Source organism: Caminibacter profundus (assembly GCF_054657155.1).
This window is the reverse complement of the sequence record NZ_BAAHXC010000001.1, coordinates 173046-187256: the sequence shown is the minus strand read 5'-3', so window position 1 is coordinate 187256 and position 14211 is coordinate 173046. Positions and strand designations below refer to the sequence as shown.

Here is a 14211-nt window from a genome sequence, read left to right as displayed (position 1 = left end):
CCTCTACTAACTCCTAATAAGCTCTTGTTACTTAAAACTTGACTACTTCATTTGCTTGGTCACTTGGTTATTTATCTTTATTTTCCACTGATATAATAGATGAAAATTTAACGATTTTTTGACATTTTTTTTACTTTATTGACTGCAATCAATGAAATACCTCAAAATAAAAATTAAAATGCTTCAAAAAAAGGAGCAAAAATGTTCGGACTTTTTGGAAATAACAATAAAAATAATGAACAAAATTTATCATTTTTATGTTGGCAATGTGAAATGAGTGCACCAAATGGTTGTGGTAGCCATGGAGAGAGCAAAGGTGTATGTGGTAAAGATGCTACAAAAGCTAGACTTCAAGATTTAATGACTTACGGTTTAAGAGGATTAAGTGCATACAGAGAACATGCAAGAGAGCTGATTGAAAAAGTAGGAACTGATGAAGATTGGAAAAAACTTCTTGAAGTTGATGATGTTACAGCTAATACTTTATACTTTACATTAACAAATGTAAACTTCAATTTCGATGAACATATTGCTCAACTTATGAAAGTTGGTGAAGCTGGAGTAAAAATAATGGATCTATTAAGTGACCTTCACACAAAAGCACTTGGTATCCCAACACCTGTTGAAGTTACTCAAAATAAAGCAAGTGGAAAAGGTATTTTAGTTTCAGGTCATAACCTTGATATGCTTGAAAAATTACTAAAAAGAATTGAAGAAAGAGGACTTAGTGATAAAATCAATGTATATACTCATTCAGAAATGTTACCGGCACACGGATATCCACATCTTAGAAAATATAAAAACTTAAAAGGAAACATAGGAAAAGCTTGGTTTGACCAAACTGATATATTTAGCAAATGGAATGGGACTTGCGTTGTTAATACAAACTGTATAGTTCCACCTGAAAAGTCACCAAAAGTTAAAAATTATATAGATAGACTATATACTTACAAAGTTACTGGTGTTGAAGGTGCTAAAAAAATTGAAAATGATAATTTTGATCCATTAATTAACCATACTTTAGAACTTCCAGATATTACTGGATTTGACAGTGATGAAAAAATTGTTACAGGACATCACTATAAAACTGTTATAGAAGCTTATGGAGCAAAAGTTCTTGACGCAATTAAAGAAGGAAAACTAAAAAGAGTATGGGTAATTGCAGGATGTGACGCACCTGGTAACAAAAGAGATTATTTTAGAGAATTAGCTCTAACTGTTCCAAAAGACCATATTATAATTACATCAAGTTGTGGTAAATTTAGATTTAATGATGTAGATTTTGGAACTGTACCTGGAACTGATATTCCAAGATATATTGACCTTGGACAATGTAATGATAGTAATGGTGCAGTTCACATTGCTTTAACTGTTGCAAATGCTCTTGGTATTAAAAATATTAATGAACTTCCTGTATCAATTGCTCTTATGTGGATGGAGCAAAAAGCCATTTTAATTTTACTAGCATTATTATATCTTGGAATAAAAGATATCTATATTGGACCAAATGCACCACAATTTGCAAATGAAGATATTGTTAATTTCTTAGTTGAAAACTTCAATCTTGGAGTAATTTCAGGAGATATTCATAAAGATTTTGGGAAAGATTTAGCTTCTTAACTCTTTCCCTTTTTTGAACTTCTTAAAAATACAAATTGAACTAAATCAATAAATATTCTTAATTTTCAATATAATCACCAACTGAAATACTCTTTTATTTTTTCTTTATCAATTACTTTTAGTTTACTTCCTCTGTTTTCAATAATTCCTAAATCTTTTAATTTTTTAAGTTTTCTTGAAAGCGTTTCAGGCTTTATATGTAAAAGTTTAGCAATTGAATGCTGTTTAAGATCTTCAAATATTAATGGGTTATCATAAATAAATTTTGCTATTTTTGTTTCGGTATCAAGAACTAAATTATTTTGAATAACATTATCTAAATATCTCATTTTTCTAAGAAGCGAACTCATAATTTGCATACACACATCACCTTTTTGCATAAACTTTTTAAATTTTTCAAACTCTATTTTTAAAATAATCCCATCACTATCCATTGCACAATTAGCGGGATATGGCATTTTCTCAAAATTAGCTAGTTCAGCTATCAGTGATACTGGATGAAACTTATGAATAACAAGTTCATTTCCTTTATTATCAACCTTATATACCCTAGCACTTCCTTCTACCAATAAATGAAGATAGCTTGGCTCTTCTTTTTCAAAAAAAACTATTTCATCTTTTTTAAGTTTTTTAACTATTATAAATTTCTCAATCTCTTTCAAATCATTATCATCAAGATTTTTAAAAAGAAAGTAATTTTTAATATCCATTATCCTCCTCTTTTACAGTATTTTTACTATTATATTACATATTTTTTCCAAAAGTCATTGATTTTAATCAATAAATAAACTTTTTAATTAAAAAAATTTTTTCTTAATCTAAATCAATTTTTTATGCTTCTTTTTAAGTTATAATACCAATACTAATATAGTCATAGTTTTTAAATAGAAGTATATGCTTTAATTGGTTGTATTTGATTAACTAAATTTTATTATACTGAAGTGTCTAAACATCTTGGAATTGGTATAATAAAAGAAAAAAAGGACAAAAATGGAAATAAAAAAAGTAGCTTACGAGCCTATGAATGAAGTACATGAAAAAGAAGTAAAAATCTTAGAAAAATTACTCAAAAAAATTGAAGAAAAAGAAGAGTTAAATGATACTTTTGAAGAATTTATTGAAGATGTTAAAGAACATTTTGCATTTGAAGAGAGACTAATGCAAAAATACCAATTTTTCGCCTATCTTCCACACAAAATGGAACATGGAAGAATACTTAACGAACTAGAAGAAGTTAAAAAGCATATTAATGACTATGAATATTTAGAAAAATACTTTAAACAAACTTTCCTCCCGTGGCTTGATAATCATATATCCACTATGGATACAGTCACGGGAGGATTTTTTAATATGATTAATGCTCAAATATAAACTTATTAGCAAATGCTGGTTTTAATTCATCTATCCAAGTAGCTTTTTCATCAAACTTAGCAAAAAACGGAATATCCACTAGTTCCGATTTTTTTGCTTGAAGCATATTAAGCACAAATACTTTTTCTCCATTTATCTCGCTAACTCCAACAACCCCTACTTTTCCAGGAGTAGCACTCATGCTAGGTCCTCTAACAGTTCTAGCAAGACCGCTTACTTTACTGATTGCACCTTTATAAATTTTCCAAGCTTCATATAAAGGAACCTCAAAATAGTGTTTAGCTCCTGTATCCCTTGCAATAAACATATAATAAGGAATCATTCCAAGAGCCACCTGTCTTTTCCACATTTTCTCCCAAACTTCACTACTTGCATTAATATGTCTAAGTACCGGTGCTTGAGTACGGATAATCGCTCCAGTACTTCTTATATTTTCCACTGCTTTTTCTAATACTTCACCTTCAAGTTCTCTATAATGATTAAAGTGAGCCATAAATGCTAGGTGATATCCATTATCTACAATTTCTTTAAATAAATCAAGCAAATCTTGAGCATCACTATCACTTACAAATCTATAAGGCCAAAAACCTAATACTTTACTACCAAAACGAATACTTTTTAGATGAGGAATTTTTGCTTTTAAAATAGGCTCAATATAACTTCTAAGGAGTTTACTACTCATTACTAACGGATCTCCACCAGTAAATAAAATATCAGTAATAGTTGGATTTGCTTTTATATATTCAATTAACACCTCAACTTCTTTACTTGCAAACTTAAGTTCGCTAATTCCTGTAAATTGTGGCCATCTAAAACAAAAGCTACAATAAGCATGACAAGTTTGACCTTGTTTTGGAAAGAAAAGTATCGTCTCTTTATATTTATGTTGACTTCCTTCAAGTTTTTTTCCATTAATTTCTGGAACATTTTCTTTTTGTCCTGCCGGATGAGGATTTAGGCTCATTCTAATATTGAAAACCTCTTTTTGAAGCTCTTCTTGATTATCTAATACACTTAATAATTTTTGATAATTTTCTTCTTTTAACATCTCCTTTTGAGGAAAAATAAGTCTAAAAATAGGATCATCTTTATAATTTTTCCAATCAATAAGACTTAAAACATAATTATTAACCTTAAAAGGAAAAACAAGCGAAGCAATTTCAATTTCTCTAATCTCACTCTCACTTAAATACTTTTTTTCTTTGTTTAACTCCTTAAAAGTTTTAATATTATAAGCTTTATATGTCATATCTCTCCTTTATTTTATTTTGTAGATGATATAGTCTTAAAAAACTTTTTTTGTAGTTTATCATTCTTGAAGTTTAAGCCTTTTCTTATTATAACAACTCAATCTAAAACTAAGCTAAAAAAAGACAAAAAAACTGCTTTTTTAGATGATTTTCTTTAAATAATCTGATATTTTCTTAACTCAGCTTCATTTAATTCAATCAAACCTAATTTTTGTAATTTTTCTACAACTTCAAAAGTAGTATCTACATCTGGTGGCCACTCTCTATTAAACCCATCTAAACTATTTTTATTAGACCCATCAATTCCCATAACATCTTCAATCCAAACATCTCGAAGCGCATCAATATTATTTGTAACTCTCCAAACGAGCATATAAGGGTTATATGTTTCAGGTGTATTTATAAATACAACTATTCTTAAATGATTCTTTAACTCTTTTATTTTTTCAAAAATCTCTTTAGCACTCTTTTCTTTTTTAAATTTAATAACACAAACAGGATTTTTTGTATCAGTAAAATATTGCTTAACTTCTTCAATTAACGGTTCAATTTCTCTTAATTTTTCTAACAATTCTTCATCTTCTAATACTTGGAACTTGGAACTTGGAACTTGGCTACTTTTTTGCGTTGCATCAACTCCTAGCTTTCCTCCTACAAGTTCTTCTATACTTGAATGGTCAAGCTCATCAACTATACCTTTAGAAATAAGAATTTTTTCTTTATCTAAATTATTTAAAATATATCTAGTTAAACTTTCATAATCTCTAAGATCTGGTGCCCCGCTTCCAACAAAAATAGCGTGTTTTACAAAACTCATCTGCCCTACTCCCCACAAACTATGCATAACCTGCATACTGTGGCCAGGATATTTTGGAGAGATTTTACAAAGAATTAAGTTATGAAACACACCATTTTCAGGCATTGCATAGTCTATCAAATCTGGAGATGTTGTCCTAAGTAATGGCAAAAATATCCTCTCAGTAGCATAACCCATATACTTATCTTCTAAAGGCGGTTTCCCAACAACAGTTGCATAATAAAGAGGCTCTTTTTTTGTAGTTATAGTATTTACATGCATCACAGGAAATGGCTTTTTAAGAGTATAATATCCGGTATGGTCTCCAAACATTCCCTCTATTTCCATTTCATTTGGATCACACCACCCCTCAATCACTATATCAGCATCAGCTGGTACTTCTAAATCATTACTGATACATTTAACAAGTTTCGGGTTTTGTTGTCTAATAAAACCATAAAGCATAACTTCAAATATACCTGGAGGCATAGGAGCTGTTGCACACCATGTCCATAAAGGGTCACCCCCTATAGCAATGCTTACTGGCATTTTTTTATTTGCTTTTTTATATTCCCAGAAAAGATGTGCAGAGTCTTTGTGTATTTGCCAATGAAGTCCTAGTCTTTTATCATCATATACCTGAAGTCTATACATACCAACATTTTTTGTCTTACCATCAAGACTTTTTGTATAAACTTGTCCCATTGTAATAAATTTTCCACCATCAAGTTCCCAAGTTTTAAGAATTGGCAAGATACTAAGCTTTGCAGCATCTCCTTGATAAATACGATATTGACACTCCCCGCTTTTAACAGTTTTTGGAATAGTGTTTTTAATAGCAAACAACTTTCCAAATGCTTTTAGTTTTTCACTTAAAGTTTTTGGAGGTTTGAGTTTTATAAGCTCTTCAACTTCTTTAGCAATCAAATCCAAATCTTTCCCAAAAATAGCCCTTACCACTTCATCATTTGCAAAAATATTCATAACAACCGGTATATCATATTTTTTATCACCCTCAACTGGATTTGTAAACATCAAAATTTTAGGATTTCTCTTTTTAGCTTCAATGTAAGCTAGATGAGGTATTTCAAGGTTTACATCAAGAGGAGTGTCTATAACTTTTATATATTTTTCTAAATCTGAAAGTCGCATTTATTCTCCTACTTTGATTTTTTATTATAATACCAAATCTTTTTTAAGTCTAAACTTATCTCATTTTAATCTTTTCTTCTCTCAAAAACAGATGTCATATTTATTTTTAGTATTTATAATTTTTATATTTTTTCACTCCATTTGAAAATATCAAGTATTATTATACCAATTCTCAATTAGTTAGTTACTTTAAAAATGTTTAAAACTGCCATTATTTCAATACTTTTCATCATTTTTCATTGTCCATTTTCCATTGTCAATTGGTATTATTTTGTCTTTTTCTATTTTGTAGATAATTGTATAGCCTTTATGTATTAAATCCCTATAATTTTCATCATCAAAGTATATTGATTTTCGATACATCTTAGGGAAAGTTTTGAGGTTTTTAATTTTTGAATTTAATGTATAAACGAAATTTTTAGTAGCAAGAGGTTTATCTTTTTTGATATATTCATATATTAGTTTAATTTTTTTTTAAAAATTTCCTGTCTTTAATTATCTTCACTTACTAACTTTTGAATAAAATTATCAAATTCTTTTTCATCAACATACTTACCGCTTTTTACTCTATTTTCAGCTTCATAAACTCTTTTTCTAACTTCCTCGACACTGCCCACAATAATTTCATCAGGATATGAGCTTATAATCTCAGCATCTAAGGCTTTTATTAAATTTTTAAATTCGTTAAATTTAGAATTATCGATTTTAACTACTACTTCCATTTTGTTTCCTTAAAAGTTTTAAATATTATATCATAATAGTAACATTTTCTAAATTCTTCATTATTTTAACCACTTCCCCTAAAACTATCATAATATCTACTATGTTTTTGAATATTTCGCATTTTACGTTATCTTCTAACTCTTCAACTAAAAGCATACTCAAAAATTCTAACGCTTTTATAATTGTGTCTTTCACTTCATCAGGATAAACTGACAAACTCTCTCTAATTTTTTGAGCATCTTTTGAAAAAATTACATCTTGAGGCAAAAATATTGCAAAAAAAGATCCTAAATTAATTGCACTTTCTTTAAAATCACTTGCAAATACACATAAATTTTTTGAAAATTCTTCTTTATTTCTTGCAATATCATTCTTTAGATACTCAAAAAAGTCTTTTAAAATCTCTTTTTTCTCTATTTTTTTTAAATCAAAAATTTTTAATGCAACTTTCTCAAAATCATCATTTCCAGCTACAATATTTGCAAAAAAAACACTAAAAACTTCAATTACATTTGAGTTTTGTTTTTTAGCAATATTGTTTATGATTTTTAGAGTAATTTTTTTCATATAATGCCTTTATCTGCTTATATTCAAAAAGTCCCTTTAATGCTCCATCTTCAACTTCTGCAAGAGATGGTTTTGAGAGTTTTATTTTGAGATTAGGTGCATGCATTATTTCTTTTATAAAATTACTAAGGTCTGGTTCGTGGCCTACAATAGCAATAATACCATCTTTTCCCTCTATTGCTTTTTTTAAATCATTTATATTACTCCCTGGAAGTAATAAACTGCTCTCTTCATACTCAGCTTCTTTAAAAAAACGTTTTAAAACTTCAGCGGTTTGTTTGGCACGAAGAGATTTTGAAGTAATAATATAATCTATCTTAGGATATATGTTTTTCGCCACTTCAAAAAACCTAAAAGCCCTTTTTACACCTCTTCTTGTAAGAGGTCTATCAAAATCATGCCCTATAAATTCCTCTCTATCTACTGCAAGAGAATGACGAATAAATAATAGTTTCATTGTACTTTCCTTAACAACACCCCTGTTAAATAAAGAGAATTTGGAATATTTAAAATATAAGGATGGTCGATATCTTGTTTTAAAAATTCAACCACTTCTAAATAACTTTTATCGATTATACTACTGCTAAGTGCAATATCGAGTAAATCTTTTGATGTAATAGAGTGAGAACAACTAAAAAGTGCTAAATAACCATCTTTTTCAAGCAGTTTAAGAGAATTTACTATTAAATACTTCCATCCCTTTAATGCATTTAGTCTAGCTGATTTACTCTTAGCAAATGCAGGAGGGTCTATAATTATTAAATCATACATTTCTTTTTCTTGTTCTAAAAACTTAAAAACATCCTTTTTTACTATTTCGTAATTTCTAAGTTTATTTAGTTCACAGTTTTTTTCAATTTGAGAACAAGCTAAGCTAGATATTTCTACAAACTTAGTAAATTTAGCTTCACTATAAATCCCAAATCCTCCAGCATTTGCAAACAAATCAAGTGTTCTTTTGTTACCATATTGCCCTACTATGTATCTATTTTTACGCTGGTCTAAAAAAAAGCCTGTTTTTTGCCCTTCTTTTAAATTAGTTAAAAACAATTTATCATTTTCAACTATTATAAATTCATCATCTACTTCGCCACAAAGAGTTTGAGAAATTACTTCTAATCCTTCTTTCTCTCTAACTTTATCCCCTTTTTCATATATTCCTTTTGGATTTAAAACATCTATCAAAATTTCTATTATAATTCCCTTATAATTATTCATACCAGCTGTTGTAAAGCTTACTACCAAATTTTCTCCATATTTATCTACAATAAGACCTGGTAAAAAATCAGCTTCACTATGAATAAGCCTTAAAGAATTTGTAATACTCCCATTAATATTAAACTTCGAACCTGGTACTATGGACTTGGAAACTCTTTTATTGATGGCGTTTTTTATTCTATTCTCAAAAAAATGTCTATCAATATTTACTTTCTCAAAACTCAAAATTCTCGCAGTTATTTTACTTTTTGAGTTTATAAAAGCAGTTGCAATATATTTACCTTTATATACTAAATCGGCAAGCGTCCCACTGTCACAATCCGGTATATCTTTTAGTTCATTTTTATAAATCCAAGGTGCTCTTTTTTTTAACTTTTCATATCCAGATTTTGTAATTTCAATTTTCATTATACCTCCATATATTTTCCATTATTTTTTATGTAGTCAATTAATCTTTTATATACAATATTACTTGAAATAGTTTTAGCATCTCCTACAATTATTAGTTTTCTTTTAGCTCTTGTTATTGCCACATTAAGTCTTCTTATATCACTCAAAAATCCTATTTCTTCATTTTCATTAGCTCTAACAAGACTTAAAATTATTATCTCCTTTTCCCTACCTTGAAACCCATCAACCGACTTCACCTCAACAACTGGAACTTGGAACTTGGAACTTAATAACTTTTTTATATACTCTTCGTGGTCTTTATATGGAGTAATAACTCCTATATGCTGGGGTTCAGCACCATTTTCAATTAGACTATCTACTAGCTTTTTTACAAACTCAGCCTCTAATGGATTATATTTTGAGAGTGAATCTTTTTTTATAGCCTCTAAAAATTTACCTTTTGTATCAAAAAACACAACTGGCTCAAATCCTAAGTAATCATCCTCTTTTATTCCTAAATCTTTAATAGTAATATTCTTAATTTCTTCAAAAGTTTTTACTTTGCATTCATAAAACTCACAACTAGGAAAATTATTAATTTTTTCATTCATCCTATACTGAACCTCAAGAGTATATACTGCTTTTTTATATAAATTACTAAATCTTTCAAAAATACTGATTTTAAGTCTATTATCATTGCTAAGAATTGTTGGAGGAAGTTGTTTATGATCTCCTGCAAAAATTACTTGCTTTGCTTTAATTAAAGGAATTAATGTACTTGGTTCCATTGCTTGTGCTGCTTCATCAATAAATACTACATCAAAAGTTCTCTCCTCTAAAAACTCTCCACCAACTGTGGAATTTGTAGCAAAAATTATTTCTGCTTTATCTAAAATATCATTCATAATTTCTTTGGTTTTATTATTTTTTTCATCATACAATTTATTTATCTTCTGTTGAATTTTTATCCACTCTGCCATTTCTTTAATCCACTCAGCCTTAACTCCTCTTTTGCCTTTATTTGACTTAGCTAAGGCTAAAATCTCCTCATCACTCATTCCTCTTCTTCTACCTGGTGTTGGCTTTTTAGTTCGTTTATCTTGCAAATATTTTAAATCATCAATTTTTTTTAATATCTTTTCAATCTCTTTGTATCTTTTATCGCGCCTAATCCTTACATCAAGAGAATATTTCATCAAATTACTCTCTATCTTTGCAGGGTGACCAATTCTTACAATATTAAAGTCTTTAAGTTTCTCCATTAAATTATCAACTGCAACATTACTATCAGCAGCTACTAAAATTTTTTTGCCAATATGTTTTTTTATAACTTCAGATAAGGTAGTAGTTTTACCAGTACCTGGAGGGCCATGAATTAAAAAAATTTCTGATTTTATACATCTTTTTAAAGCTTTATTTTGCGATTCATTTAACACTTCACTTTCTTCATTTATTTCTACAACTTCCGGTTCTTTTTTCCCAATTAATATTTCATTATCAATTCTACATTCTCCATTCTCAATTTTTTCAAGTGCTTTTTGCATTCTCTTAAAAGTAATATCATTTACAAATAGATCTAATCTATAAAGTTTTGAGCGAAAGATTGGTTCTTTAGAATATACTTCTATAAAATTTTTTCCAATACCGCTTACAGTTACTTCTTGATTAAATTTTAAAGGTTCACCCTTGCTAACTAACACAATATCACCTACTTTAATTTGATGTTCTGGCATATTATTTCTATTAAATCTATAAACTTTAAAATCTAAAAACTCACCTACATATTTCATTCTAAGACCAAGGACTGCCCTTCCTTTCTTTTGTCTCTCAGTCCCACTTAATCTTTTTATCTCATTTAAGTGAAACTCTTTTTCTGCAAGTCTTTCTTTTTCAATTAATTCACTCCAATACTCTTTATATTCTTTAACATCTTTAAAAACAAACAATTATTCTCCTTTTAGGATATTAGTGTATTTGTATATTGGTAATTAGTAATTAGTGATTAGTAATGAGTGATTAATCTATAAAAACCATTAACCAATAAAATCATCAATTACACTTTAATTCTCCATTCACCACTTGGAACTTGGCTACTTGAAACTCACTCTTTCTTCTAAAATCTAATACTTCCTAATATTAGGATTATTCCAAGTATATTTATACCATAAAAAGCAATTTTTTTCTTAAATGCTATAATTGAAAAAAAAGCAAAAACAAATAAAAACCAAAATGAAATATTAACATAATAAAATTTCTCTCCAAAACTTAAATATTTTTCTATCATACTATCAAACAATCCTCCAACTCCAAAAATATGCAAAATAGCTTCTATCGGATAAAAGATAGAAAACAACAAATTGACAATTGGAGAAAAAAGCTGATAAATATTCATTTCTCCAAAAAAATAATGTCCCCAAACAAACATTACAATAAACATATAAAAACTAAGAACTAACCCACTTTTAAAAGTAGCTTTAAAGTAACTAAAAAAAAGATAAATATAATAAACACCTACAATACTAAGTAAAAAACCTATATTTATAATTTTCATAGAAAAAATATAAAAAGAAACTAAAAAAGTCAAAACTAAAACTTTTATACTAAAAACATTCCTTAAAGTAACAAAAAAGAAAAATAACACTACTTCCATCACAAAAGCTCTAATTAAAGAAGGTGGAAAAGAAGTTATTTTCAAATATAAAAACTCAATTAGTAATACAATAATTCCTAAATCTACAAATTTATTCCTATAAGGAAACTTTTTGTGAAACAAATTATATATAGGAGACAATAAAAAATAAAGCAAAAAACTAATAAAACCCAAATGTAACCCACTTAAAGCAAAAAGATGACTAACTCCAAGAGTTGAAAGCTTAATTCTTGTAGAATATTCCATACTCTCACCAAGAAATAACGCCTTAAATAAATTACTTAAAACTATTGAAGAGTGTTGTGATTCGATATATTTTTCTACTTTTGAAACTGGCTCTAATTTTAAATCAAAAGAAGGTGCATAAAATTTAGTCAAATAACCCCAAAAAGTTATATCTTTAGTAAAGATTTTAAGTTTTACTTTTTCATTTAATAAATTTTTTAAATTCTCCCTAGAAGTTGTATAAAAAGTAACCTCATCATTTTTTAGCTTTAAAACATAATAATTTTTCTTTTTATATTGTGCAAAAACTCTAGCTTCAATCTCTTTTACAGGAAAATACTTAAAATTTAGATATTCTAAAAAAGAGATTTGAAATCTAAAAACCAAAAGTAAAAATAGAATAAATAATTTTGTTTGCATGATGTTAATTGATGTATTGTTTGGAACTTGGAACTTGGCTACTTGGAAACTTCATTTTATATAGTCGGCATTTCAATATGAGTTTCGGTAGGTTCTATTTCATTTACTTCGCTTACTTTATCAGTAAAAAGAGTATATTTTTTATGAAACAACATCTCAACAGTACCTGTTGGTCCGTTTCTTTGTTTTCCAATAATTATTTCCGCATCTTCAACTTCTTTTTCCTGAAAATCAATTTCAATTGATTTTCCTTTCTCTAAGGCTTCTTTTTGCTTTTGTTTTGCTTCTAATACTTTATATACATCATCTCTATAAATAAACATAATTATATCTGCATCTTGTTCTATTGCTCCTGACTCTCTAAGGTCACTCAGCATTGGTCGTTTGTTTGGTCTACTTTCAAGTGCACGATTTAGCTGAGATAGAGCAATTATTGGTATTTGGAGCTCACGAGCTAAAAGTTTTAAGCTTCTAGAAATTTCTGCAATTGCCAAATGTCTCTCACGCTGGTCTGAAGATATTAATTGCAAATAATCAATTATTGCAAGAGAAAGTTCTGGATTTTGAACTTTTAGTTTTCTAAGTTTTGCTCTTATTGTATGAATATTAACATTCCCCTCATCATCAACAAATAAAGCTTTTGAAGAGAAATAATCTGCAATTTCTGAAAGTTTTGACCATTCCTCATCACTTAAGTTTCCTCTTCTTATATCTTGAAGTGGAATTTTACCAGCAGCACTTAGCATTCTCAGCATCAATTGCTCTGCTGGCATTTCAAGTGAAAATATTGCCACACCTTTATCCTGCTTTAATACATTAAGAGCAATATTTAATGCAAGACCAGTTTTACCCATAGAAGGCCTTGCTGCAATTATTATCAAATCCCCTTCACCAAATCCACTAGTCATTCTATTTAGCTCAACAAACCCTGTATCAAGTCCTGTAACAATTTTATTCTTTTTAGCAGCCTGTTTTTTTATGAATTCAAGAGTATCGTTTATAATAGTTTTTGATGATTTAAAGTCTCCTGCTAAATTTGAAGTTGCAATTGCAAAAAGTTTACTCTGAATTTCTTCTACTTCCTGAGCAGCTCTTTTATCTTCTTCAGTAACTATTTTTTTAATTTCATTTGAAAGATGTATAAGTTCTCTTTTGGTCGCTAAATCTTTTATCTCTCTTGCATACGCTTCAATTTCCTCAATAGGAGCAGTACCTAAAATTTCTAAAAAAAGTTCTTCATCAAACCTATTTTTTTTCTTTAACTCTTCCTTTAAAAAAATTTCATCAATAGGCAAATCTTTTTTATAAAGCTCTTCCATTGTCTCAAATACATATTGATGAAAAGGAAGATAAAAATCAGTTGGCTTAAGAATAGAAGCTATATCTTCATAAACTTTTCCATCAAACAAAACTGCACTTAAAATTCCTCTTTCTATATCCAAATTAAAAAGATTCAATTATTTATCCTTTAAAATAAATTCATCAATTGCTTTTAATAAATCTCTAATATCTTGAGACTCCATAAGTGTTTTTAATTTTGATCTCTTAAGCCTTGGCAAGCTTCTAATAATTGTTTTTATCTCTTCTTCATCTTTTGCTTGCTTTATTTTTTCAATAACTTCATCTCCTAAAATTTTTGTGAGTTTTTCTTTTGTAACTTTACTTGGTTTTAGTATTAACAACATAAAAATAAATGCCATAGATGAAATACTAAGTCCAACAATATATATAAGTGTCGTTGCACTCATTTTATTCCTTTTAAATATTCATACTATTTTCCCTTATCTTACATTCTTACCCCTTAACACTTATCCCTTATTACAATTTTG

Annotated in this window: 14 protein-coding genes; 2 read left to right on the top strand and 12 right to left on the bottom strand. The window is 28.3% G+C overall.

Annotated features, from left to right (window positions below; all coding sequences use genetic code 11):
• Positions 1–201 precede the first annotated feature (201 nt).
• Positions 202–1620, top strand: coding sequence for a hydroxylamine reductase (gene hcp / locus ACYQ1U_RS01000; RefSeq protein ID WP_459883355.1), 1419 nt, complete (start codon positions 202–204; stop codon positions 1618–1620).
• Positions 1621–1694: 74 nt separating this feature from the next.
• Here the strand turns inward: hcp and ACYQ1U_RS00995 are convergent, their stop codons facing one another.
• A complete protein-coding gene (locus tag ACYQ1U_RS00995; RefSeq protein WP_459883354.1) occupies positions 1695–2330 on the bottom strand; it encodes a Crp/Fnr family transcriptional regulator in 636 nt (211 codons plus the stop codon).
• A 280-nt stretch (positions 2331–2610) separates the two neighbouring features.
• On the opposite strand from ACYQ1U_RS00995, the gene ACYQ1U_RS00990 reads away from it, so the two are divergent.
• Positions 2611–2991, top strand: a complete 381-nt coding sequence (locus ACYQ1U_RS00990) for a bacteriohemerythrin (protein ID WP_459883353.1) — start codon at positions 2611–2613, stop codon at positions 2989–2991.
• On the opposite strand, the gene ACYQ1U_RS00985 is transcribed toward ACYQ1U_RS00990, so the two are convergent.
• From ACYQ1U_RS00985 to ACYQ1U_RS00935, 11 genes are all read right to left on the bottom strand, one after another.
• Positions 2975–4240 carry a KamA family radical SAM protein gene (locus ACYQ1U_RS00985; RefSeq protein WP_459883352.1) on the bottom strand — a complete coding sequence of 422 codons (1266 nt, stop codon included), beginning with the start codon at positions 4238–4240 and terminating at the stop codon, positions 2975–2977. The genes ACYQ1U_RS00990 and ACYQ1U_RS00985 overlap by 17 nt on opposite strands.
• A gap of 155 nt (positions 4241–4395) precedes the next feature.
• Positions 4396–6189: a menaquinone biosynthesis decarboxylase gene (locus ACYQ1U_RS00980; protein ID WP_459883351.1), complete on the bottom strand. Its 1794-nt coding sequence runs from the start codon at positions 6187–6189 to the stop codon at positions 4396–4398.
• Positions 6190–6405: 216 nt separating this feature from the next.
• Entirely contained in the window at positions 6406–6657 is a 252-nt protein-coding gene (locus tag ACYQ1U_RS00975) for a type II toxin-antitoxin system RelE/ParE family toxin (protein ID WP_459886340.1), read from the bottom strand.
• Between the two features lie 23 nt (positions 6658–6680).
• Positions 6681–6911, bottom strand: a complete 231-nt coding sequence (locus ACYQ1U_RS00970) for a hypothetical protein (protein ID WP_459883350.1) — start codon at positions 6909–6911, stop codon at positions 6681–6683.
• Positions 6912–6936: 25 nt separating this feature from the next.
• Positions 6937–7479, bottom strand: coding sequence for a hypothetical protein (locus ACYQ1U_RS00965; RefSeq protein WP_459883349.1), 543 nt, complete (start codon positions 7477–7479; stop codon positions 6937–6939).
• Positions 7439–7936 carry a SixA phosphatase family protein gene (locus ACYQ1U_RS00960; protein WP_459883348.1) on the bottom strand — a complete coding sequence of 166 codons (498 nt, stop codon included), beginning with the start codon at positions 7934–7936 and terminating at the stop codon, positions 7439–7441. The genes ACYQ1U_RS00965 and ACYQ1U_RS00960 overlap by 41 nt, the downstream gene beginning before the upstream one ends.
• Positions 7933–9105, bottom strand: coding sequence for a class I SAM-dependent rRNA methyltransferase (locus tag ACYQ1U_RS00955; protein WP_459883347.1), 1173 nt, complete (start codon positions 9103–9105; stop codon positions 7933–7935). Before ACYQ1U_RS00955 ends, ACYQ1U_RS00960 begins: the two co-directional genes overlap by 4 nt.
• Entirely contained in the window at positions 9105–11033 is a 1929-nt protein-coding gene (locus ACYQ1U_RS00950) for an IGHMBP2 family helicase (RefSeq protein WP_459883346.1), read from the bottom strand. The genes ACYQ1U_RS00955 and ACYQ1U_RS00950 overlap by 1 nt, the downstream gene beginning before the upstream one ends.
• A gap of 167 nt (positions 11034–11200) precedes the next feature.
• Complete coding sequence (locus tag ACYQ1U_RS00945; RefSeq protein WP_459883345.1) at positions 11201–12382, bottom strand: ComEC/Rec2 family competence protein; 1182 nt, start codon at positions 12380–12382, stop codon at positions 11201–11203.
• 56 nt (positions 12383–12438) lie between these two features.
• Positions 12439–13839, bottom strand: coding sequence for a replicative DNA helicase (locus ACYQ1U_RS00940; protein ID WP_459883343.1), 1401 nt, complete (start codon positions 13837–13839; stop codon positions 12439–12441).
• On the bottom strand, positions 13840–14130 hold the full coding sequence (locus tag ACYQ1U_RS00935; RefSeq protein ID WP_459883342.1) for a 4-hydroxy-3-methylbut-2-en-1-yl diphosphate synthase: 291 nt from the start codon (positions 14128–14130) through the stop codon (positions 13840–13842).
• Positions 14131–14211: the final 81 nt, after the last annotated feature.